Raw genomic sequence first — 22,002 nt, 5'->3', positions numbered from 1 at the left:
AGCGGGTACGCGCGGCGGTGCGCCCGCACCCGACCGGCCCCGCCTGCGCCCCCGATGCCGCGAACGTCAGCAGCCCGCGCCGGAAATACGGCAGAATACGACGCATGAGATTACCCTCACCCCTCCCCCGATGACATTCGTCGTCATCGAAGTGCTGCTTGCCGCGGCCGCCTATGCCGCCGCGACCTACGCCGTCTACCAGCATCATGCGGCGGGCGCGCCTTACCCGCGCGTGACCCTGCTCGCGGGCCTGGGCCTGGTGATGCATGTCATCGCGCTGGTGCACATGACGTTGCATACCGGCGCGATGATCATCGGCGTGGGCTCCGCGCTGTCATTGTTCGCCTGGCAGGCCGCGCTGCTGCTTTGGCTGTTCTCGCTCAAGCGCTCGATCGGTGCCCTGGGGCTGGTGATGTATCCGGTGGCCGGCCTGTGCGCGATCGCCGGCCTGCTCGTGCCGGACCCGAACGGCGCCCATGAGCCGCTGAGCTGGCCGCTGCAAATCCATATCGTGCTGTCCATGCTGGCCTACGGCCTGCTCACACTGGGCGCGGTACAGGCGGCGGTGCTGTCGCTGCAGCATCGCCAGCTGCGCCAGCATCCGCCGTCGGGGCTTTTTACCACGCTGCCGCCATTGCAGACGATGGAGACGCTGCTGTTCCGCCTGATCGGCGCGGGCTTTTTCATGCTCAGCCTGGCAATCGCCACGGGCGCGCTGTTCATCAGCCACCTGTTCGAACAGCACCTGGCGCACAAGGCGGTGCTGTCGGTCGCGGCCTGGCTGGTGTTCGCCATTCTGCTGTTCGGGCGCTGGCGTTACGGCTGGCGCGGGCGGGTCGCGGTACGCGGCGTGATGATCGGTTATGTGGTGCTGGTGCTGGCGTATTTCGGCAGCAAGTTGGTGCTCGAGCTGATTCTGGGCGAACATTGGTGGTAGCTGTCGCGTACGAGCCGCCCGGCCCCTTCATTTGATCACGAGCCCGTAGCTGTTGGACGCAATCCCCCTGTGGGTGCTATTCGGCATCCTCATCCTGATGCTGGTTCTGTCGGCATTCTTCTCCGGCTCCGAAACCGGGCTGATGACCGTCAATCGCTATCGCATGAAACACATGGCCAAGAGTGGCCATGGCGGCGCCAGGCGCGCGGCCGAAATGCTGGAAGCGCCGGACAAGCTGATCGGGCTCATTCTGCTCGGCAACAACCTGGTCAACATCATCGCCTCGTCGCTGGCGACGGTGATCGGCATCCGCCTGTACGGTGATTTCGGCGTGGTCTTGTCGACCATCGCGCTGACCATCGTGGTCCTGGTGTTCTCCGAGGTCACGCCCAAGACCTTGTCGGCGCTGTATCCGGAGCGCATCGCCTATCCGGCGGCCTATGTCTACAAGCCGCTGCTCAAGGTGCTCTGGCCGCTGGTCTATCTGTTCAACTCGGCCGGGCGCGGCGTGCTCCGGCTGTTGCGCGTCTCGCCGGAAGACGCCGCCGGACACTCGCTGTCGTCGGAAGAGCTGCGCACCGTGGTCACCGAAGCCGGCGCCATGATTCCGCGCCGACACCAGAAGATGCTGCTGTCGATCCTCGACATGGAGAATGCCACCGTCGAGGACATCATGGTGCCGCGCAACGAGATCATTGGCATCGACATCAGCAAGCCCTGGCCCGAGATCCTGGAACAGCTGGTGCACAACCAGCACACGCGGCTGCCGCTGTTCGACGGCTCGATCGACGAAATCAAGGGCATCGTGCACATGCGTCGCCTGCTGGCACTGATCACGAATGACGAACTGGATCAGGATTCGCTGGTCTCGCTGGCGAGCGCGCCCTACTTCATCCCGGAGAGCACGCCGCTCAACCAGCAGCTGCTCAATTTCCAGAATCAGAAACGCCGGATCGGCTTCGTCGTGGACGAATACGGCGATATCCAGGGCCTGGCCACGCTGGAAGACATTCTCGAGGAGATCGTCGGCGAATTCACCACCGACCCGCTCACGCGTGTGAAAAACGTCACCATGGACGGCGAGAACAGCTATCGGGTCGACGGCACGGTTTCGATCCGCGCGCTCAATCGCGCCCTCGGCTGGAAGCTGCCGGTCGACGGGCCGCGCACGATCAACGGCCTGATCACCGAGCAGACCGAAACCATCCCCACCGCCGGCACCCGCGTGAAGATCGGCAAGTATGTGTTCGAGATCACCGAAACCAGCGCCAACCTGATCCAGACCGTGCGCATCCAGCCGCCGCGCCGCAAGCCACGCCGGACCAAGCCGGCAACGGAGACCGAGGGCGGTAACGCCTGATCCCGAGTCGCGCTCCAAGCCGGCTCGCAAACGAGCGGCTTGGAGCGCGTTTCAAAACTTGAAGACGGGCGCGTCATGTCCGTCGGCTTAGCGAAGCGTCATCCGCCTTGGACGCCACCGACCGTGTGGCGGTGCAGTCGGCCAGGTCAACTTTCAGCCTGCGACGCGGCAGGCACCGTTCTGCTCTCGGGCTTCGCTTAGCGAACAAAATCCGTCCGCAGATCGACGCTGATTCACACCGATGCGGATGTACTTTCCCGGCGTGGCGGATTTGAGGCGCTCATTGCGCCACGGATCGAACTCATACGCCCGAGCGGCTCACCGCCCCATCTGCGTAGATCTGTGTTGATCTGCGGAAAAATGCCTTAAACGCACTCTCGCGGCGTCTCTCGTGACGACACGCCCTGGTATTCCGGCCGAAATGGAGACAATGCGCAGCTCGGGCGAGGTTCAGCCAGTCACGGCCTCGATCGCCTCGCCGAGCCGCGCCACCGGGATCACCTCGAGTTCGCCCACGCGGCGCGAGCGCGGCGCATTGGCCTTGGGCACGATCGCGCGCGTGAACCCGTGTTTGGCGGCTTCACGCAATCGATCCTCGCCGCCCGGCACCGGCCGGATCTCGCCGGCCAGGCCGATCTCGCCGAAGATGATCAGCTTTTCGCCGAGCGCCTTGTCGCGAAAGCTCGAGAGTGCCGCCAGCACCACGGCGAGATCCGCCGCCGTCTCGGTCACCCGCATGCCGCCGACCACGTTGACGAACACGTCCTGATCGCCCAGTGCGATGCCGCCGTGACGATGCAGCACCGCGAGCAGCATCGCCAGACGCTGCGAATCGGGACCGAGCGCCACGCGGCGCGGATTGTGCAGCTGCGAGCCATCCACCAGCGCCTGCACCTCGACCAGCATCGGTCGCGAACCTTCACGCGTGACCATCACCGCGCTGCCCGGCACCGCGGTCTCGTGGCGCGACAGGAAGATCGCGCTGGGATTGGTCACCTGCTTCAGGCCGGCGCCGGACATGGCGAATACACCGAGCTCGTTGACCGCACCAAAGCGATTCTTCACCGCCCGGATGACGCGAAAACGCGACGACGCCTCGGCCTCGAAATACAACACGGTATCGACCATGTGCTCGAGCACGCGCGGCCCGGCAATGGTGCCTTCCTTGGTCACGTGGCCGACGATGATCAGCGCGGTGCCGGTGGCCTTGGCGAAACGCACCAGCATGGACGCCGACTCGCGCACCTGGGACACGCTGCCCGGCGCCGACGACAAGGCCTGGGAAAACACTGTCTGGATCGAATCGATCACCAACAGGCGCGGCGCCTGCGGCTTGGCCAGCGCCAGCACGCGCTCGACACAGGTCTCGGCCAGCACCGACAGATCCGCATCCGCCACGCCGAGGCGCTGGGCGCGCAATTGGACCTGCTCGAGGGACTCCTCGCCGGTGTCGTAGAGCGCCGGGATATCGGCCGACAGCTGGGCCAGCACCTGGAGCAGCAGCGTGGACTTGCCGATGCCGGGATCGCCGCCGATCAGAATCACCGAACCCGGCACCAGGCCGCCGCCGAGTACGCGATCGAGTTCGGACAGTCCCGTCGGCGTGCGCGGGGTCTCACGCGGCTTGATCGCGTTGAGTTTGTGTACCTGCGGCGTGGTATCGCCGAACGATACCGGCGGCGCGGCCACGCCAGGCCTCGAAGGCGCCGCGGGCACGCTTTCGGTGAGCGTATTCCAGGCACCGCAGTCCGGACACTGGCCGGACCATTTGGGCTGGGTCGAACCGCACTGATCGCAAACGAAAACAGTTTTGCTCTTGGCCATCGGGCGTCGCTCGGGGCTGGTTCGGTCGGGCTCGCGCACCGGCGCGAGCATCAACACAGCGTGGGCAAACGGGCATACTAGGCGCGACAACAACCGGGAGTACAGCGCTCGACCATGGTGGATCGCGAGGATTTCGAATTTGACAGCCGCGGCACAACCTGCCGGGCCTGGTTCTATCCGGCACAGAACGAGTCGATGGAGGCCCCGGCCGGCGTGCCGGCCATCGTCATGGCCCACGGCCTGGGCGGCACCCGCGACGCCGGCCTGGAACCCTACGCCGCCACCTTCGCCAACGCCGGCTTTGCCGTGCTCGTTTTCGACTATCGCTATTTCGGTGCCAGCGGCGGCCGTCCGCGCCAGCTGCTGTCGGTTTCTGCACAGCTGGCCGACTGGGCCGCGGCGATCGCCGCCGTGCGCGAAGTCGCGGGCGTGGACGCCGACCGCGTTGCACTGTGGGGTACGTCGTTCTCCGGCGGCCATGTGATCGCGGCAGGCGCCGCCGACAAACGGGTTGCCGCCATCAGCGCCCAGGGCCCGATGATGGACGGCCGCGCTGCGGTTTTTAACGTGCTGCGCCGCCATGGCCTGCGGCACATGCTGCGCCTGATCGTGGCGGGCCTGCGCGACAGCCTGGCCAATCTCGCCGGCGCCGAGCCTTACCGGATTCCACTGGTGGCGCGCGCGGGCGGGCTGGCGGCCATGGCCACCGAGGATGCCTACGAGGGTTACCGGGCGATTGCCCCGGCGGACTGGCGCAATGAAATGAGTGCCCGCACGCTGCTCACGCTGGCGCTGTATCGGCCCGGCCGCAAGGTCGGCCGTTTGCGTTGCCCCACGCTGATCCAGATCTGTGACCAGGACACGGTGGCACCGCCCGCCGCCGCCACCGCGGCCGCGGCCCGCGGCGGCGACCACATCATCGAGCGCCACTATCGCATCGGCCATTTCGATATCTATCGCGGCGCCGGCTTTCGCCAGTCCAGCAGCGACCAGCTGGCATTCTTCCGGCGCGCGCTGGCAGCGCGCCGCCGCGAAGCCCCGGCCACCGATGCCTGATCAGACGATCTCGACGCTCACACGCGCGGTCAGCCGGCAAAACAATTCGTAGGCAATGGTGCCGGCGGCCGCCGCGACCTCGTCCGCAGGCAGCCCCGGGCCCCAGAGCGTGACGCGCTCGCCCACGCCGGCCTCGGGCACCGCGCGCAGGTCGACCGTGATCATGTCCATCGACACCCGGCCGACCAGCGCCGCCCGCAGCCCGCGCACGAGCACGGGCGTGCCGGACGGGGCATGGCGCGGATAGCCATCGCCGTAGCCGATACCGATCACCCCGACGTCCATGTCCTCCGGCGCTCGCCAGGTGGCACCGTAGCCGATCGGCTCACCCGCCACCACGCGGCGCCGGCTGATGATCGGCGCGGTCAGATGCATGGCCGGCCGCAGGTCGTGATCGGCGGCCGTGGCATCGACCATGGGCGAGCTGCCGTACAGCATGATGCCCGGGCGCACGACGTCGGCATGCGCGGCCGGCCAGGCCAGCACACCAGCGGAATTGGCAATCGAACGCTGGCCGTCGAGTTCGGCCGTGCCGTGGGCGAACGCCGCAAGCTGGCGCTCGGTCATCGGGTTCGACGGGTCATCGGCACAGCCGAGGTGGGTCAGCCAGCCCACGCAACGCACATGGCGCAACGCCCGCAGGTGCGCGGCGACTGCCGCCGCCTCGCCGGGGGCGAAGCCGAGCCGGTGCATGCCGGAGTCCAGCTTGATCCAGACCGACAATACCGGGCCGACATAATCGGCCAACGCCGTCAGATGCGTGCGATCGAAGACCACGGGCCGCACGTCGTGTGCGGCCGCGAGCGCGCAGGCATCGACATCCAGCGGCTGCGATAACGTCATGATCGGCTGGGTGATCCCGCTCCAGCGCAGTTGCATCGCCTCGTCCAGGCTCGACACCGCGAAGCCGTCGGCCGCCGCGAGCGCGTTCGCAACCGTCGTCGCGCCATGACCGTAGCCATCGGCCTTGACCGCGGCGTACACCGCGCGGTCCGGCGCCAGCGCGCGCACGCGTTCCAGGTTATGCGCCAGCGCGGCGCGATCGATGGTCGCCAGCGCCCGCATCAGCCGCCCCCCCGATCGGCGCGACACCGGCGAACGCGGTATGAAAGGCGAATAAGACATCGCTAGTCCATGAAGTCGTCGTCGTAATGTTCCTGCAGGTTCTCGAACCGCGTGAGATGCGACAGGAAGGCCGTGCGTGCCGTGCCGAGCGGGCCGTTGCGCTGCTTGCCGATGATGATCTCGGCCACGCCCTTGTCCTCGGTGTTCTCGTTATAGACCTCGTCGCGGTACACGAACATGATGACGTCCGCGTCCTGCTCGATGCCGCCGGATTCGCGCAGGTCGGACATGCGCGGGCGCTTGTTGTCGCGCTGCTCGACCTGGCGGTTGAGCTGTGACAACGCGATCACCGGCACATTGAGCTCCTTGGCCATGGCCTTGAGCTGTCGCGAGATTTCGGAAATCTCGTTGGTGCGGTTTTCCTTGGTGCCCGGCACCTGCATGAGCTGCAGATAATCGACCACGACCAGACCGATATCGTGCTCACGTTTCAGGCGACGCGCGCGGGCGCGCATCTCGGACGGCGACAGTCCGGCGGAATCATCGATGAACAGGCGGGCGTTCTCGTTCATGATGCCGATGGCGGACGTGATCTTGGGCCAGTCGTCCTCGGTCAACCGGCCGGAACGCAGCCGGGTCTGATCCACCCGGCCCCAGGACGAGATCATGCGGATCACAAGCTGTTCCGCCGGCATTTCCAGCGAGAACACCGCAACCGGCACCTTCTCCTTGATGGCGATGTTCTCGACGATGTTCATCGCCAGCGACGTCTTGCCCATGGACGGGCGCCCGGCCAGGATCAGCAGGTCCGCAGCCTGCAGCCCGTTGGTCATCTTGTCGAATTCGATCAGCCCGGTCGGCACCCCCGAGAACGAGCCCTCGTGAGCCACCAGCTCCTCGATGCGATTGACCGCCTTGGTCAGCAGCGAATTGAGCCCCTGCGGGCCTTCGCTGCCCTTGCGACCCTGTTCGGCGATCTTGAAGATTTCCTGCTCGGCGACGCCCAGCACTTCCTCGGCGGTCTGGCCGGCCGGCTCGAACGCGGTCGAGGTGATGGTGTCGCCCGCGCGGATGAGCTGGCGCATGACCGAGCGCTCGCGCACGATCTCGGCATAGGCCTTGATGTTCGCCGCGCTGGGAATATCCGCCGCGAGATTACCGATATAGGTCGCGCCGCCGGCCTTGTCGAGCAGGCCGTTGTTACGCAGCCATTCGGTCAGCGTGACCAGGTCGCGCGGCTGGTTGGTGTCGGCCAGATCCGCCAGGCCGCGGTACAGGAGTCGGTGATCCTCGCGATAGAAATCGTTTTCGCTGATCGTCCCGGCGATGTCGTCCCAGGCTTTTTCGGACAGCAGCAAACCGCCGATCACCGATTGTTCGGCTTCGATGGAATGCGGGGGCAGCTTGGCTTCGGCCATGGGCGCGTGGCGTTCGTGGGTACGGGCGGCTCGCGCAGTTTACGCAAGCCGCGAGCCAAAAAAAACGCCGCCCGAAGGCGGCGTTCATCGCGATCGGCAGAACCGTTGATTTACGGCTCTTCGCGCTCTCCGATCGGCGCATCGGCCTCGCTGGCCGAGGCATCGGCCGGCTCGCCGGCATCCTCGACGCGCTCGCCCTCGACCTCTTCGGCCGTGGCGTCTTCTTCGGTGTTCTCGCTGATGCGCGTGGGCATGTTGATGCCCATATCGGTCTGCTGCGCGACCACGATCTCGATTTCGCAGACCACTTCGGCGTGCAGCGTCAGCTCGGCATTGTAGTAGCCGACCTGACGGATGGTGCCCTCGGTCAGCGTGACCTCGCGCGGATCCAGCTCGTGGCCTTCCTCGGCGGCGACATGCGCAATCTCCTGCGGGCCGACCGAGCCGAACAGCTTGCCTTCATCACTGGCGCGCATGGCGATCGTGAAGCTCTTGTTGCGCAACTGATTGGCCCGCAGCTTGGCGCGATCCTCGCGCTCCTGCGAGGCTGCCTGCAACTCGGCCCGGCGCTCTTCGAACACGGCCAGGTTGTTCCCGGTCGCCGGCAGGGCCATGCCCCGCGGGAAGAGATAGTTGCGGCCGTAGCCGGCACGCACCGAGACGGTGTCGCCGAGGTCGCCCAGATTGCGGATTTTCTGTAGCAGAATGACGTCCACTTGAGCGCCTCCTTACGACGAATGACGGTCGGTGTACGGCAGCAGCGCGAGGAATCGCGCACGCTTGACCGCGGTCGACAACTGACGCTGATAACGCGCCGCGGTGCCGGTGATACGGCTGGGTACGATCTTGCCGGTTTCGGTGACGTACTGCTTGAGGGTCTCGATGTCCTTGTAATCGATCTCCTCGACACCTTCAGCAGTGAACTTGCAGAAACGGCGACGGCGGAAAAAACGGGCCATGGGTGTGCTCCTTTAGCTGGCGGCCGGGGCCTTGCGGTCCTCGGACTTGCGATCGTCCGACTTCTCGGCGTTCTTGGCCAAGGGGGACGGATCGACGTCGGCCTTGTGACGGGCGATGACAAGATGACGCAGCACGGCGTCGTTGAACCGGAACAGGTCTTCCAGTTCCTCGCGCGCGGACTGCGAGCATTCCACGTTCAGCAGCACGTAGTGCGCCTTGTGGATCTTGGTGATCGGATAGGCCAGCTGGCGGCGGCCCCAGTCCTCGTGGCGATGCACCTTGCCGCCGTCGTTTTCGACGACGCCGCGGTACTTCTCCACCATGGCCGGCACCTGTTCGCTCTGGTCCGGGTGGACCAGGAACACGATTTCATAATGTCGCATGATGTGTCCTTTCGGTTGAAAGCCCCCGGCGGTCGCCGTGGAGCAAGGAATCGCGACCCGTCGGCCGCGAGGCGCGCGATTGTAGTCGCTTGCCCGGGCACATGCAATGTCAACCGCCGCTAACGACGCCGGCGTACGGTCTCGAACAACGCAACCCCGGTGGCCACCGACACGTTCAGGCTTTCCATACCGGCCGCCATGGGGATGGCAACGAGAAGGTCGCAGTGTCTAGCAGTCAGCTCGCGAATACCCTTGGCTTCGCCGCCGGCCACCCACACCACCGGGCTCGGCAAATCGGCTTCGTAGAGCGATGTATCCGCCGTACCATCGAGACCCACCACCCAAAAGCCCTCGTCCTGCAGCCGCTTGAGCGCCCGCGACAAATTCGTGACCGGCACGAACGGCACCCGCTCGGCGGCCCCGGCCGCCACCTTGCGTACGGACGCCGTGAGCCCCGCCGCCCGTTTGCGTGGTGCAATCACCGCGGTCACACCGGCCGCGGCCGCGCTGCGCAGACAGGCCCCGAGGTTGTGCGGGTCCTGAACCTGGTCGAGTGCCAGAACCCAGGGATTGCCCGCGCCACGCAGCAAGCCCGGCAGCTCGGATTCCCGATATTCGCGCGGCGGTGCCACCTCGGCCACGCAGCCCTGGTGGCGTACGTCCGGCAACCATCCGTCCAGCCGTGACATGGGCGCGGTGTCGACCGGAACATCGAGAGCGACGGCGCGCGCTGCCAGTTCTTCGGCGCGACCGCTGCGCCGGCCTTCGGCAAGCCACAGCCGGCGTATCGGCCGGCCGGATTCCAGAGCCGAGACCACGGCGTGAAAGCCGCCAATCCATTCGTTGTCCGTGGGCTGCTCGCTCATCGGTCCAGTCTCGCCTGCATCCATTAAAAAAGCCCGGCAGCGCCGGGCTGTGCGATACCCTGCCCGGCCGAATCAGCCGTTGCCATTGCCGGTGTTTTCATACCTGGGATTGCCAAGATCCGGCGGCGCGCTGAAGGCGGCCTTTTCGTTGCCCTTGACGATCGGCTTGATCACGATCGCCACGCGTCGATTCTTGGCCCGGCCCGCGGCTGTGGCATTCGATGCCACCGGCTCGGACTCGCCGCGCGCCCAGGTCAGTACGCGCTGCGAGTTCACGCCGCGGCTTTCCAGAAACTGTGCGACCGCATCGGCACGTTCCTTGGACAGCTTGAGGTTGTGCTGCTTGCTACCGGTGCTGTCGGTGAACCCGACCACATGGATCGCGGTCTTTTTATAGTTCTTGAGCACACTGGCAATGCTGTTGAAGGTGTTCTGTGCGTTCGGATTCAGGGTGGCGCTGTCGACGGCGAACGATGCATCGCTGGCCACGCCGATCTTGAGCGTGTCCTGGTTCAACCGTTGGATATTGAGCTCGTTGCGCGCCCTCTGAGCGGCCAGCTTCTTGTTCAGTTCCTGCTGCTGCTTATCCATGTAATGGCCGATGCCGCCGCCCGCCAATGCGCCCAACGCGGCGCCGATCGCCGCATTCGTACCCGAACTGTCACCGAGCTGGGACCCGAGCAAGCCACCCGCGACGGCACCGATACCGCCGCCGATCTCGGCACGGCGATTCGGATTGTTGGCACAGGCACTCAGACCCAGCGCCGCGGCAACGGCCAGGGCAATGACAATAGAACTCTTGTGGCGCGACATGACGGTATTTCCAATACAAATTGACAGGAAGCGGCGGCCCAACGATCAGGAGCGTTTCGGTCGACGCTTGTTCGACCGCGATTTAGCCCCGCCGTTTCCACCGCGCGGCGATTTCTTGCGGCTGCGACCGCCCGCGGGCTGGTCGTCATCGCGGTCGACCGGTTCGAAATCGATCTTGCGCTCGTCCAGGTCGACGCGGGCGACCTTGACCTTCATCTTGTCGGCCAGGCGATAGACCCGCCCCGAGCGTTCGCCGCGCAGGCAGCGCGACTGGGCATCGAAATGATAGAAGTCGCTCGATAACGACGATACATGCACCAGGCCGGTGGCGGAAATGCCGTCGAGTTCGACGAACAGGCCGAAACCGGTGACGCCGGTCACGGTGCCGTCGAATGTCTGGCCAAGCGAATCGCGCATGTATTCGCACTTGAGCCAATCGTCGACATCGCGGGTTGCATCGTCCGCGCGCTGCTCGGCCTCGGAACAGATCTGGCCCAGCCGCTCCATGGCCGCCAGATCGTAATCGAAGTTCTTCGGCGTGCCGCGCTTTTCCAGGTGCTTGATCGCACGATGAACCAGCAGATCCGGATAGCGCCGAATCGGCGACGTGAAGTGCGCATAGTATTCGAGCGCCAGCCCGAAGTGGCCGTCGTTGTGCGGCGAATAAACCGCGCGCTGCAGACTGCGCAGCATCACCGTCTGGATGAGGTGCCTGTCCGGACGGCCCTGCACCTGTTCGAGCAGGCGGGCGTAATCCGCAGCATCCGGGTCATTGCCGCCCGGCAACGCCAGGCCGCGTTCGGCCAGAAACGAGCGCAGATCGTCGAGCGCGCCGGCCGCCGGGCCGGCGTGTACACGATACGGCAGCGGCATCTTCTTCTTCGTGAGATAGGTTGCCGTGGCCACGTTGGCCGCGATCATGCACTCCTCGATAATACGGTGCGCGACATTGCGCTCGGCCGGCACGATGCGCGCGATCTTGCGATCTTCGTTGAAGATGATGCGCGTGGCCTGGGTCTCGAACTCGATCGCCCCCCGTTCGCGCCGCTGCTGCAACATCGACTCGTAAAGCCCGTGCAGATCGTTCAGCGGCTTCTTCAAATCCCGATAACGCGACGGCAGGTTCTCCGGGTTGTCCAGCCAATCGGCGACCTGTTCGTACAGCAGGCGCGCGTGGGATCGGATCACCGCCGAATAGAATTTCGACGACTTCAGCTGGCCGGCGCGATCCAGCCGCATCTCGCACACCACGGCCAGCCGGTCCACCTCCGGATTCAGCGAACACAACCCGTTGGACAGCGCCTCGGGCAGCATCGGCACGACATGATCCGGGAAATACACGGAGGTCGCCCGGCGCTGGGCTTCGGCATCAAGCGCCGAATCCTTGTCGACATAATGCGAGACGTCCGCGATCGCGACCCAGAGCTTGAAGCCGCGCTGGGTCTTGCGGGCGTAGACCGCATCGTCGAAATCGCGTGCATCGGCGCCATCGATCGTCACGAACGGCTGATCGCGCAGGTCGACACGCCCCTTCTTGTCCGCCTCGGCCACTTGGTCGCCGCAGGCACGCGCCTGTTCGAGCGCTTCCGACGGCCATTCATGGGGAATCCCGTGCGACCGGATGGCAATGTCGATCTCCATGCCCGGCGCCATGCGATCGCCCAGCACCTCGACCACTTCACCCACCGGCTGGCCGCGCTTGGACGGCGGCTGCGTGATACGCACGGTCACGATCTGCTCGTTCTGCGCGTCCCCACGGGCCTTGGCCGGCACGCGAATTTCGTGGCCGATGCGCGCATTGTCCGGCACCACGTGATACATGCCATTGTCTTCGACGAATCGCCCGATGACGGTGTCGTTCGCCCGTTCGAGCACCTCGGCGACCCGGCCTTCGCGCCGGCCGCGCGCGTCCCGCCCGGTCACATGCACCACGGCACGGTCGCCATGCATCACCTGACGCATCTGGCGGGGGCTCAGGAACACGTCGTCGCCTTCGGCATCGTCGGGGATGAGAAAGCCGAAGCCATCGCGATGCCCCTGAACGCGGCCCCGCACCAGGTCCATCTTGTCGATCGGCCCGAGCGCGCCGCGGCGGTTTTCCAGCAGCTGGCCGTCGCGCAGCATGGCGCGCAGACGGTGATCGAATGCCTCGGCGGCATCACCGACCAGGGCGTAGTAGTCGGTGAGCTCGGCACGCGTCATCGGCCGGCCTTCCGTGGCCAGGTCATCCAGTACGAGCTGTCGGCTGGGCACGGGCTGGGCGTAGCTGCCCTGCTCGGCCGAGAACTGCGGATCGCGGTCGCGCCAATCGTTCACGGGGCGTTTCTTTTCACTCAAAATATATCTCCATAAGCGCCCACGATACCGCAAAGGCCCAACCGCAGAAATCGTTATTGACAAACCCCGACACGGCGCCTAAATTACGCGCTCCTCAGCCGAGGTGGCGGAATTGGTAGACGCGCTAGCTTCAGGTGCTAGTGAGCTAACGCTCGTGGAGGTTCAAGTCCTCTCCTCGGCACCAGACACAAGATCAAGCCGCTGATTTTTCAGCGGCTTTTCTTTTGCCTGGCGTTTACGGCCGACGTCTCGGGCGCGCCTTGCGTGTCGCGGTCGGCGGCGGCCGATAACGGTAGCGATAGCCTGCCCGGCAGATCGCGCCGCGCGGATCGCTTGCGCCTGCCCACGGCTCGTAGCTTCCGCCCCGCAACCCGCCCCATCGCCGCCCGATGTTGCCCGGGGGTGCACGTACGCCAAGACCGATCTCGATTTCCGGCGTTGCCGGCCAACGACAACGTGCACGCGCCCATGCCCCCCTTGATCGTCGAGTACGGCCTTCTGAATCCGGCGCCGGCAGTGTGGCGCCGCCACCGACCCGAACGCGCGCTCGCCCATGCCGCGGCCGGCGGGCAAGCCGGCCCTTGAATCGGGCCGGTTTGCACGCACTTCAGCGCTATCACTCCTGCGGACGCCGTGCCGATGATCACCCGGCCGACCGGAACCTTGTCATGAACCACGGCGATCCGACCCAGGGCGCGCTGGCGTTGCTGTTTGTGAATGTGTTCGCCGAGCAGATGGGCGTGCCGGTGCCTTCCTACCCGGCGTTGCTCGTGGCCGGATCGCTGGCGTCACCGACGTTCGGCGATGCCGGCTATCTGGCGGTGGTCTGGCTGGTCGCCATGATCGCCTGTGAGCTGGCCGACAGCCTCTGGTACGGCGTCGGCCGTCGTTACGGGCACTGGTCAATGGCGCAGGTATGCCGCGTGTCGCTCGAGCCGGATACCTGCATCCGAAAAAACCGCAATCTTTACCTGCGCGTCGGGCCGAAGCTGCTGATCGTGGCCAAGATCGTGCCCGGGCTGGGGGCCTTGTGCACACTCATGGCCGGGGCAACGCGCACCCGGTATCTGACGTTCCTGTTGTTCGACGGCATCGGCTCCGCGGTCTGGGTGAGCTCCGGGCTCGTGCTGGGCATCATCTTCCAGCGCGCCATCCTGGCGACCCTGGCATGGCTTGAGACCTATGTGATCCAGGGGGCTTTCATCATCGCCGCGGCGCTGTTTGTATTCATTGGGTGGAAGGTGTGGCGACGGCACCGGTTCCTGCAACAAAGCCGTCTGATCCCGCGCGTGAATATCGATGAGTTGCGGGCGATGCAGGCCGACACGCCGCAGCTGCGGATCGTGGATGTGCGCGAGCCCAGCGTGGTGGCGCACTCCATTCCCGGCGCCATCCCGATTCCACTGGATGCGCCGGTCGGGCGGTCCATGCCGGGCAACACCGACGCCGACACCCCGATCGTGGTGTTCTGCGCCTGTCCCAACGAAGTATCGGCGGCCCTGGTCGCACTCAGGCTGCAGGCCGCCGGCTATCACAATACCTACGCCTTGCTGGGCGGGTTCGAGGCCTGGCAGGAAAGCGTCGGTACCACCGAGCCCGTTCGCGCCTGCGCCGTGCAGCCCGACCCCGCGCATTAGCGCCTGTGGCCGGCTCTCGCGGCGCCACGTTGCCGCGCTGAAGCCCGTCCGCCCGGGCGTCGTGCGCTTCCACACACGGCGAAAAAACACCGCAAGCGTCAGGCTCCTACGGCTTGATCGTTGCCGCCGCCAGGCCGGGCACCGTTTACAATCATATTGTTGTCACTTCACGCGCGCCGCACCGACGGCGTGAAACGGCAACCGGTCCGACGGGAATATACGCACAGAAAAGGATTGGAAATGGCCGGGCGACCCACTGCCTTACGACGATCGGTCCAGTCGACGGCCGAACGCTTGGACCCCCCGATGACCGGGTCGGACAGTCTGGAAGCACTCTGTCGCCCGTTGCTCGATCTGCTGCAACGCATCAGCGGCCTGGACTCGGTCTATCTCACCGAAATCGACTGGGCGCAGCAGCGACAACGGATCCGCTTCGCCCACAACCACGGTCAAAACCGGGTCACCGAGGGGTTCAATCTGCCCTGGCGGGATACGCTGTGTCGCCGCGCCCTGGACGAGGGCATTCGCCTGGAAACCAACGTGCCGCGGCGCTGGCCCGATTCTGCCGCGGCGCGCGAACTCGGCATCAAGACCTATGTCAGCACGCCGGTGCGTCTCGGCGACGACGTACTCGGCACACTCTGCGGGATCAGCGCCGAGTCGCACGAGGTGCCGGCACAGGTTCTCGATGTGATGACAATGTTCGCACGGCTGCTGGCCGACCAGATCGGGCGCGAACGCGCCGCCGCATTGGAATGGAGCCGTGCCCGCGCGGCCGAACGTACCGCGACCCTGTTCGCTGCCCTGTCGGACATTGGCCACATCTGTTCGCGCGCCCGCATACTCGAGCCCGCCCTGCACCAGAGCGCGGTGCGTTTGCGGGCGCTCGAGCCGGGCGCCGAGATCGACGTCATCATCCCGGCCGATGTCGCGGCGCCGACGGCCGAAGCCATGTGCGACTGGGCGCGACGGTGCTGCCACGGGGATCACACCACCGACGGCGCGGGCTGGTGGCGCCGCGGCACCTGGAACTGGGCGGCCTGTGACACCGAGACGTTCATCGGCCCGGACTGCGACAGTGTCGGGTTGGCCAGCGCGCTGTATGAAGGCGATTTTCGTGGCGGGCTGTTGATCCGCATGCGCGACACCGTGTTCGATGATCACACCATGCGCCAGGCCATGCAGGGCCTCACACTGCATCTGTCGCTGCTCGCCACGCGCGAGCATCTGGATACCCATTTGCGGCGCGCCTACGAGGCACTCGAGCGACAAAGCCTTTGCGACCCCCTGACCGGCCTGCCGAATCGCCGCTGTCTGGAGCGCGACTCGGATCGGCTCGATGCCGTGGTGCGTCGGCGCGGCGGGCATGCCTGCGTGGTGTTCATCGACCTCGACGGGTTCAAGGCACTCAATGATCGGCACGGGCACGACATGGGCGATCGCTTCCTGATCGATTTCGGACGACGTCTTGCCGAGGCCACGCGCACCGATGAGACCTGTGCCCGTTACGGCGGTGACGAGTTTGTGGTGCTTGCGCATCTCGATGCCGCGGACGACGCCGAGCCCATGCGGCAACGGCTGGCGGCGCGGCTGGCCGGGCAGTTTCGCCTCAATGGCATCGATATCGACTATCCCGGCCCCAGCATCGGCATTGCCGTCCAGCAGGATCGCCAGGAATCGGTCGCCGATCTCGTGGCCCGGGCCGATCGATTAATGTATCGGGAAAAAAAGGCGCGTCGGGGCAACGGCGGGCCGACCGCTTCGTGACCGATACCGCGATCAACGCGACCCGCGTGCGCGCACGGCGCCGGCATCGCGCGCAACCGCCGGTTCGACAGGCGCATGATGAGCAGGCCAGTACGCACGCCGGGGCGATAAAGCGATCGCCGAGCAGGCCGGCCGGTCGTGGCCCGGCACGCGCCTACCGGCCGCCGCGGGTATCGGCGTGACGCGAAGCGCTCGACTCGAACCGCGCCTTCTGTTCGGCGCTCGCCTCAAGCTGGTAGCGGTCCTTCCACTCGGTGTAGGGCATGCCGTAGACCCGTTCGCGCGCCTGCTCGTAGTCCATGGCCACGCCCCGTCGCTCGGCTTCGGCGCGATACCATTTCGCCAGACAGTTGCGGCAGAAGCCGGCCAGATTCATCAGATCGATATTCTGCACGTCGGTTCGCTGGCCCAGATGCGCGATCAGATCGCGGAACGCCGCGGCCTCGACTTCAATACGGGTCTGTTCGTCCACGAAAACACCTCATCGGTTGGCTGAAGGCATGCGCGTGCGGGCGCCGTCCGGCGCCGCCGCGACACTATATCGAGCGCGAAGCGGCCGGCGCGGGCGGCTCGCGATAGCTGATCGTACGCTGCGGAAATGGTATTTCCACCCCTTCGGCATCGAAGCGCTGCTTGATGCTTTTCAACAGATCGCAGCGCATCACGAAGCCCGTAGCCGGGTCGTTCGCCCAAGGCCAGACCTTGAGCATGACTGCTGAATCGCCGAGTGCGGTCACGCGGGCGACCACCGGCGGCTCACCGGCCTGGACCTGCGCCGGCGTGCGGGCATCGATATGCAATCGATGGCCCGCCACCTCGGCAATCATGATCGCCAGCGCGGTATCAATGTCGCTGGCGTAGCCGATGCCGATCTCGATCGGCGTGCATACCCGGGGATCAGTATGATGCGAATTCACCAGCGCATTGCCGCTCACGACGGCATTAGGGATCACGATACGATTGTTTTCCGGGTCGCAAAGGACGATCTGGCGCAGGTTCATGTCCTCAACGGTACCGGTCATGCCGTTCACCGTGATGCGATCGTGCAACCGGAACGGCTTGAATATCACGATCAGCACACCGCTCATGATGTTGCTCAAAACCTGCTGCGATGCCAGGCCCGCCACCAGGGTGAGTACGCCGGCGCCGGCCAGCATCGAATGGCCCAGCACCTCCAACTTCGGAATCTGGGCCAGCGCACAGCCGATACCCACCACGTACAGCCCGCCGGATACGATGCGCTTGGCGAACAGCAGGCTGGTCGGATCGTAGTGGTCGTGCTGGCTAGCGTGGCGAATCGCCCGCGTGGCCAGAAACCGCACGATGCCGGTCACGAGTACGGTGAGCAGTAGAATCACGGACACGGCGATCAGCGTGCGCGTGCTACCCGCAAGATAAGCAATGAGCATGGTTTCGTATCACCCCGGCGGACACTGCGGATACAACAAAACGCCTTTCAGGCCGACGCGCCGACCGCACGAGCGCGTCCGATCGCCCGCGTAAACGCGTCCACCGTATACGACATCAAGATGCTCGAAGGCGGCCGGCGCCTGGTTGAGCGCCTGCACGGGGCCGGCCGCCTGGATCGCGAACCCGAGCCTATCTGCGACGAACAGCACCGGCCGGCCTCATCGCGCTGACCATCGCCGGCTCGCTATCGTAGCCGATATTTTCGTGCACATCGGACAACACCGGCCCGCGTGCCCGCATTCAGCCACGGACGCCGGCGGCGTCCTGCCCTGCCGGTCGCGCCTGGCCAGATCATCCCGATCCGGCCCGACCGGCATGCCACCGGCGGTCAGCCGGCTGTGATCGTTCTGCCGCGGGCCGCAGTCCGTCGACAGCAACGCCTCAACTCGTCTGCGAGCCGCCGCCGGTATAGCGATCGAAATGCGCGAGGCACTCGTCGAAATGGTCTTCGAACATCTTGCGGTACTGCGAGGTGAAGTAGTTCACGGCATTCTCGCGTTCCGCCTTCATCTGCTCGGCATCTTCCGACGTCGCCGCCACCTGAAAGGCATTGAAGCGCGCCGTGGCGTACATCACCGAGGCGCTCACCTGGCCGGTGGGCGCTTCGTTGGCCTGCCGGTTCAGCAAGTCGATCACGGCGTCGGCGCGCGCGCGAAACGCCGGCGAAAGGCTCTGTCCACTCATGCGGTCATCCCGTTGAATCGGTTATAGAGCGCGCAGGATATCGAATTCGTCGCTCACGATCCCAGGCCGGGCGGCGCAAGGCCGACCCGGTCACGACCGTGACGCTGCCCGCACGGCTTCGGCGAGCGCCCGCACCGTCAGCGGCGCACTGCCTTCGGCCTTGTTGTTGATCGTCACATAGGCGGGCTGCCCCGCGCCGACCGTGCCGGCGATCACGCGTGCGAGCGCGGCGCGCGTGTCGGTATCCGGGTCGACCAGCGCGTCGAACGGCGCGTAGTCGTTGCGCGCCTTCTCATAGCCGAATGCGCCGTGCTTGAGATTCAGGTTCCAGCGGCACACCAGCGGGCCCGGCCACAACGCCCGCAGGATCGGCAACTGTGTCGCGATCGGGGGCATCTTCGGATGCAGGCCCAGGCAATACGTCGCCCCCGTGCTCTTGAGCACCTCGACAAACGCCGGCCGCAACCATTCCGGGTTGCGCACCTCCACCGCGACAACCACAGCCGGCGCGTCGTTCGAAGCCGTTCCGGCGAGTCGCAACATGCCGTCCAGCCGGTCGATGAGGCGCTCGATCCCGCCGAGCCAGCGCCCCGGCAGCGGGCTGATCTGGAACACCAGCGCGCCCAGCTTGTCGCCGAGCCCGCGACTTGCGGGCGCAACATACGTGCGCCAGGCCACATCGGCATCCAGAAAATCCGGATTGGCCGCCCGGCCCTTGCCGCCGGACGCGCGGATCAACGCATCCGTAACCCGCGCCGGTGCCTTGACCACGAAACGAAACGTATCCGGAACCTGTTCGGCATACGCGGCGTACTGCGCGACGGTCAACGGACGGTAGAAGCCACGATCGAGGCTCACGGTCCGGAACAACGGATGCTGCGCATAAGCGGCCAGCCCCGCCTGCGACAACTGCTTCGCCGTGTACAGCCGGTCCCAGACCCGGCCGGCCCAGCCCGGGAAATGCCAGGACGACGTACCCAGCCGCAGCCGTGACGGCAATTCGGCCGCCAGTGCCCGGGTGGCGGCATCCGGCGCGGCGGGCTGCACGCCCGGTTCGAGCGCCATGTCGTCGTCGAACAACCCGCCACTTCGCGGCGCGGCGCCTTGGGATTCGGCCACCATCGGTCAACCATCGGGGCAAGCGGATCGAGCCATTCTGTCGCATGCGGCAAACGAGGTGCAGCGCTTTCGCGTGGCCGGGCTGGAAATACATGCCCGGGAGCACGCTCGTTGCCGGCATTTTCGAATACGCGGCCCGCTCCGGCCTGTTGCAACGGGCGCTTACATGCGCTCCGGTGACTTGAGCGACGCCGGGCCCAACACCTGCGCCGCCTCGCGCAGTCTTTGCCGGCGCTCTTCCAGCGCACGCCTGGCTTCCCGCAACTGGCAACCTTGCCATGCCGCGCTCCGCCCCCTGCGATGTCGAGCCATGCTCGTGACCTCCCGCAATCCCTGCGATCGAATAGGCACGTTTCGCACCAATGCAGGCCCTGCGCGCGCGACACGCGCCACGTCGACCCGATCCATTGGGCTGTTATCGGCCGTACCAACGCAACCTAAACCGCGACTCGACGCGCATCCAGCCATCGCTCGATATGCCCGGCGACTTCCGTCGGCGCCTCCAGCGGGAGCAGATGGCCGACGGCAGGCAGTTCATGCACCTCAGGCTCCGGCAGAAACGGCACCAGCCGATCGGCCAGAACGGCCGCGGGGTCCACAAGGTCGCACTCACCGGCGACAACCAGTGTGGGTACATCGATACGTCGTGTCGTCGCAGTGATATCCTCGAGCATCGCGACGGCAGGCCACGCGGCCCTGGCGTCGGGCTGACCGGCCAGGCAGTCGGCGATAGCGCGCTCGCGCATCGCCCCCTCGAGTGCCGTCGCGGTCAGCACCTGATCGAGCGTTCGCTCGACGCTCGCAGGCGTGTCATAGGCCGATTGCATGGCGAGACGCCCGGATTCCGGCACCGTCATGGGCAGCGCGGGGGACGGCGCCACCAGCACCAGTGCCGACAACCAGGCCGGGCGCTGGCCGGCGAGGTACTGCGCGACCTTGCCGCCCATGGAATGGCCCACCAGTACCACATCGTCGAGCGCAAGCGCGGTGATCATCTCGCCGACCGCGGTCGCCAGATGCGCCACCCGATAGCCGTAGCGCGACGGCCCGGAACGGCCCCAGCCGGGCAAGTCGGGCGAGAGACAACGGTAACGGCCGGCGAGCGCGCTCGCCACCTCGGTCCAGGTGCGGCCGGAACCGCCCCAATAGTGAAGAAATACGAGCGTGCGAGGCCCATCACCCTGGTCAGTAACGTGCAGAACGGCACTGTTGGTTTCGATCATCATGGCATCCACTCCCGGGTATTGGTGAAGTCGCCAGCCTGCAGACAATCGCGGCACGATAGAATGAGACCCACAAGAAACACCGTCGATCGTCAAACGATCGACTGCTATGCATGGACCGATTGCGACAAATCGAAGTCTTCATTGCCGCCGTCGAACACGGCAGCATCGCGGCGGCCGGCAGAGCGCTGGGCCTGTCGCCGGCCATGGCCGGCAAGTATCTCAGCGTGCTCGAATCCAGACTTGAGACGCGACTGCTGCATCGCAGCACGCGCGCACTGTCGCTAACCGAGGCCGGCCGACGCTACCTGGCGGCATCCAAACAGATCGTCGACACCCTGGCCGCAGCGAATGCCCAGGCCCGCGGCGGCCACAGCGAGCTTGCCGGGGACATCCGGCTCGGCCTGCCGCGTGTCTTCGGCACCATCAGACTGGCGCCGATACTGGCCGCGTTCTGCCGCCGCCATCCGCAGATCACCCTCGACCTGCACACGGACGAGCGCTATGCCGATCTCGTCGATGGCCGGCTGGACCTCGCCGTGCGCATCGGGCAGCTGCCAGACTCAGCCTTGCATGCGCGCCATATCGGCCCCATTCGCATGGGGCTGGGCTGTGCGCCCGGATTGCTCGCCGCGCACGAGCGCCACGACCTGGCGCAAATCCGCCGATTACCGCGGCTTGTATTTTCGGAAGCCCGTTCGCCCGGCGACTGGATGGTTCGTGACAGCGACGATCGAGCGTACCCGATCGACGGCCCGACGCTGATGCGCTCGGACGACATCGGCCATCTGGTGGAGGCCGCCGCCGATGGCCTCGGCGTGGTGTACGCACCGAGGTTCGCCCTCGACGCATCGTTCGATGCCGGCCGGCTTGTGCCGTTGCTGGACGACCATCGCATGGCCGATCTCGACCTGCAGATCGTCTACACCCATCGCCACCACCAACCGGCGCGAATGCGCGCCCTGATCGATCATCTGGTGGCCTGTCTGCGCGATCCGCCGGACGGTCGCGTTCGCGCGGGCTCGTGCCCGGCAACACCGGCTCGCACCGTGGCACACCACTGAATTTCGTGTCGGACCCGAA

20 protein-coding genes and 1 tRNA gene are annotated in these 22,002 nt (G+C 66.0%); 7 read left to right on the top strand and 14 right to left on the bottom strand.

Annotation, left to right across the window (positions count from 1 at the left end; genetic code table 11):
• Positions 1 to 130 precede the first annotated feature (130 nt).
• Positions 131 to 937, top strand: a complete 807-nt coding sequence (locus tag ACS8YF_RS11245) for a cytochrome C assembly family protein (protein ID WP_440850312.1) — start codon at positions 131 to 133, stop codon at positions 935 to 937.
• A gap of 52 nt (positions 938 to 989) precedes the next feature.
• Positions 990 to 2,297: an HlyC/CorC family transporter gene (locus tag ACS8YF_RS11240; RefSeq protein WP_440850311.1), complete on the top strand. Its 1,308-nt coding sequence runs from the start codon at positions 990 to 992 to the stop codon at positions 2,295 to 2,297.
• Between the two features lie 450 nt (positions 2,298 to 2,747).
• Here the strand turns inward: ACS8YF_RS11240 and radA are convergent, their stop codons facing one another.
• Positions 2,748 to 4,121, bottom strand: coding sequence for a DNA repair protein RadA (gene radA / locus ACS8YF_RS11235; protein WP_440850310.1), 1,374 nt, complete (start codon positions 4,119 to 4,121; stop codon positions 2,748 to 2,750).
• A gap of 114 nt (positions 4,122 to 4,235) precedes the next feature.
• Between radA and ACS8YF_RS11230 the strand changes: the two genes are divergently transcribed.
• Positions 4,236 to 5,177, top strand: a complete 942-nt coding sequence (locus ACS8YF_RS11230; protein WP_440850309.1) for an alpha/beta hydrolase — start codon at positions 4,236 to 4,238, stop codon at positions 5,175 to 5,177.
• Here the strand turns inward: ACS8YF_RS11230 and alr are convergent, their stop codons facing one another.
• The 8 genes from alr to rnr all read right to left on the bottom strand — a co-directional run bounded on the left by alr (position 5,178) and on the right by rnr (position 12,998).
• On the bottom strand, positions 5,178 to 6,302 hold the full coding sequence (gene alr / locus ACS8YF_RS11225; protein WP_440850308.1) for an alanine racemase: 1,125 nt from the start codon (positions 6,300 to 6,302) through the stop codon (positions 5,178 to 5,180). It abuts the gene before it with no gap.
• A 2-nt stretch (positions 6,303 to 6,304) separates the two neighbouring features.
• Entirely contained in the window at positions 6,305 to 7,660 is a 1,356-nt protein-coding gene (gene dnaB, locus ACS8YF_RS11220) for a replicative DNA helicase (protein WP_440850307.1), read from the bottom strand.
• A gap of 110 nt (positions 7,661 to 7,770) precedes the next feature.
• The gene (gene rplI, locus ACS8YF_RS11215; RefSeq protein WP_440850306.1) at positions 7,771 to 8,376 is read right to left on the bottom strand and encodes a 50S ribosomal protein L9; all 606 of its coding nucleotides are present in this window, start codon (positions 8,374 to 8,376) and stop codon (positions 7,771 to 7,773) included.
• Between the two features lie 12 nt (positions 8,377 to 8,388).
• A complete protein-coding gene (gene rpsR / locus ACS8YF_RS11210) occupies positions 8,389 to 8,619 on the bottom strand; it encodes a 30S ribosomal protein S18 (RefSeq protein WP_006914321.1) in 231 nt (76 codons plus the stop codon).
• Positions 8,620 to 8,631: 12 nt separating this feature from the next.
• Entirely contained in the window at positions 8,632 to 9,003 is a 372-nt protein-coding gene (gene rpsF, locus ACS8YF_RS11205; RefSeq protein WP_109994937.1) for a 30S ribosomal protein S6, read from the bottom strand.
• A 119-nt stretch (positions 9,004 to 9,122) separates the two neighbouring features.
• Entirely contained in the window at positions 9,123 to 9,869 is a 747-nt protein-coding gene (gene rlmB / locus ACS8YF_RS11200) for a 23S rRNA (guanosine(2251)-2'-O)-methyltransferase RlmB (RefSeq protein ID WP_440850305.1), read from the bottom strand.
• Positions 9,870 to 9,941: 72 nt separating this feature from the next.
• Positions 9,942 to 10,682, bottom strand: coding sequence for an OmpA family protein (locus ACS8YF_RS11195; RefSeq protein ID WP_440850304.1), 741 nt, complete (start codon positions 10,680 to 10,682; stop codon positions 9,942 to 9,944).
• Positions 10,683 to 10,727: 45 nt separating this feature from the next.
• Positions 10,728 to 12,998: a ribonuclease R gene (gene rnr, locus ACS8YF_RS11190; RefSeq protein ID WP_440850303.1), complete on the bottom strand. Its 2,271-nt coding sequence runs from the start codon at positions 12,996 to 12,998 to the stop codon at positions 10,728 to 10,730.
• A gap of 118 nt (positions 12,999 to 13,116) precedes the next feature.
• On the opposite strand from rnr, the gene ACS8YF_RS11185 reads away from it, so the two are divergent.
• From ACS8YF_RS11185 to ACS8YF_RS11175, 3 genes are all read left to right on the top strand, one after another.
• Positions 13,117 to 13,203: transfer RNA gene (locus tag ACS8YF_RS11185), tRNA-Leu, on the top strand.
• A 484-nt stretch (positions 13,204 to 13,687) separates the two neighbouring features.
• Positions 13,688 to 14,656, top strand: a complete 969-nt coding sequence (locus ACS8YF_RS11180; RefSeq protein ID WP_440850302.1) for a rhodanese-like domain-containing protein — start codon at positions 13,688 to 13,690, stop codon at positions 14,654 to 14,656.
• 306 nt (positions 14,657 to 14,962) lie between these two features.
• Positions 14,963 to 16,423: a sensor domain-containing diguanylate cyclase gene (locus tag ACS8YF_RS11175; protein ID WP_440850301.1), complete on the top strand. Its 1,461-nt coding sequence runs from the start codon at positions 14,963 to 14,965 to the stop codon at positions 16,421 to 16,423.
• 154 nt (positions 16,424 to 16,577) lie between these two features.
• Here ACS8YF_RS11175 and ACS8YF_RS11170 read toward each other — a convergent pair whose 3' ends face one another.
• The 5 genes from ACS8YF_RS11170 to ACS8YF_RS11150 form a co-directional block, all read right to left on the bottom strand.
• Positions 16,578 to 16,895 (bottom strand): DUF1244 domain-containing protein, encoded by a 318-nt coding sequence (locus tag ACS8YF_RS11170; protein WP_440850300.1) that lies wholly within the window; start codon positions 16,893 to 16,895, stop codon positions 16,578 to 16,580.
• Between the two features lie 64 nt (positions 16,896 to 16,959).
• Entirely contained in the window at positions 16,960 to 17,832 is an 873-nt protein-coding gene (locus tag ACS8YF_RS11165) for a mechanosensitive ion channel family protein (RefSeq protein ID WP_440850299.1), read from the bottom strand.
• Between the two features lie 442 nt (positions 17,833 to 18,274).
• On the bottom strand, positions 18,275 to 18,577 hold the full coding sequence (locus tag ACS8YF_RS11160; RefSeq protein WP_440850298.1) for a DUF3144 domain-containing protein: 303 nt from the start codon (positions 18,575 to 18,577) through the stop codon (positions 18,275 to 18,277).
• A gap of 90 nt (positions 18,578 to 18,667) precedes the next feature.
• A complete protein-coding gene (locus ACS8YF_RS11155) occupies positions 18,668 to 19,699 on the bottom strand; it encodes a DUF72 domain-containing protein (protein WP_440850297.1) in 1,032 nt (343 codons plus the stop codon).
• A gap of 434 nt (positions 19,700 to 20,133) precedes the next feature.
• Complete coding sequence (locus ACS8YF_RS11150; protein WP_440850296.1) at positions 20,134 to 20,919, bottom strand: alpha/beta fold hydrolase; 786 nt, start codon at positions 20,917 to 20,919, stop codon at positions 20,134 to 20,136.
• Positions 20,920 to 21,032: 113 nt separating this feature from the next.
• Between ACS8YF_RS11150 and ACS8YF_RS11145 the strand changes: the two genes are divergently transcribed.
• Complete coding sequence (locus ACS8YF_RS11145) at positions 21,033 to 21,983, top strand: LysR substrate-binding domain-containing protein (protein ID WP_440850295.1); 951 nt, start codon at positions 21,033 to 21,035, stop codon at positions 21,981 to 21,983.
• Positions 21,984 to 22,002: the final 19 nt, after the last annotated feature.

The organism is Salinisphaera sp. SWV1 (assembly GCF_052044155.1).
Taxonomy (GTDB): Bacteria; Pseudomonadota; Gammaproteobacteria; order Nevskiales; family Salinisphaeraceae; genus Salinisphaera.
The sequence above is the reverse complement of the archived record's forward strand: the minus strand, read 5'-3'. Positions and strand labels throughout refer to the sequence as shown.

Coding starts and splice junctions, on each gene's coding strand:
- rlmB (WP_440850305.1), bottom strand. CDS start 9,869: ATGAGCGAGCAGCCCACGGACAACGAATGGATTGGCGGCTTTCACGCC.
- ACS8YF_RS11245 (WP_440850312.1), top strand. CDS start 131: ATGACATTCGTCGTCATCGAAGTGCTGCTTGCCGCGGCCGCCTATGCC.
- radA (WP_440850310.1), bottom strand. CDS start 4,121: ATGGCCAAGAGCAAAACTGTTTTCGTTTGCGATCAGTGCGGTTCGACC.
- ACS8YF_RS11195 (WP_440850304.1), bottom strand. CDS start 10,682: ATGTCGCGCCACAAGAGTTCTATTGTCATTGCCCTGGCCGTTGCCGCG.
- ACS8YF_RS11150 (WP_440850296.1), bottom strand. CDS start 20,919: ATGATCGAAACCAACAGTGCCGTTCTGCACGTTACTGACCAGGGTGAT.
- ACS8YF_RS11165 (WP_440850299.1), bottom strand. CDS start 17,832: ATGCTCATTGCTTATCTTGCGGGTAGCACGCGCACGCTGATCGCCGTG.
- ACS8YF_RS11145 (WP_440850295.1), top strand. CDS start 21,033: ATGGACCGATTGCGACAAATCGAAGTCTTCATTGCCGCCGTCGAACAC.
- ACS8YF_RS11180 (WP_440850302.1), top strand. CDS start 13,688: ATGAACCACGGCGATCCGACCCAGGGCGCGCTGGCGTTGCTGTTTGTG.
- ACS8YF_RS11230 (WP_440850309.1), top strand. CDS start 4,236: ATGGTGGATCGCGAGGATTTCGAATTTGACAGCCGCGGCACAACCTGC.
- dnaB (WP_440850307.1), bottom strand. CDS start 7,660: ATGGCCGAAGCCAAGCTGCCCCCGCATTCCATCGAAGCCGAACAATCG.
- alr (WP_440850308.1), bottom strand. CDS start 6,302: ATGTCTTATTCGCCTTTCATACCGCGTTCGCCGGTGTCGCGCCGATCG.
- ACS8YF_RS11175 (WP_440850301.1), top strand. CDS start 14,963: ATGACCGGGTCGGACAGTCTGGAAGCACTCTGTCGCCCGTTGCTCGAT.
- rpsR (WP_006914321.1), bottom strand. CDS start 8,619: ATGGCCCGTTTTTTCCGCCGTCGCCGTTTCTGCAAGTTCACTGCTGAA.
- ACS8YF_RS11160 (WP_440850298.1), bottom strand. CDS start 18,577: ATGAGTGGACAGAGCCTTTCGCCGGCGTTTCGCGCGCGCGCCGACGCC.
- rpsF (WP_109994937.1), bottom strand. CDS start 9,003: ATGCGACATTATGAAATCGTGTTCCTGGTCCACCCGGACCAGAGCGAA.
- ACS8YF_RS11155 (WP_440850297.1), bottom strand. CDS start 19,699: ATGGTGGCCGAATCCCAAGGCGCCGCGCCGCGAAGTGGCGGGTTGTTC.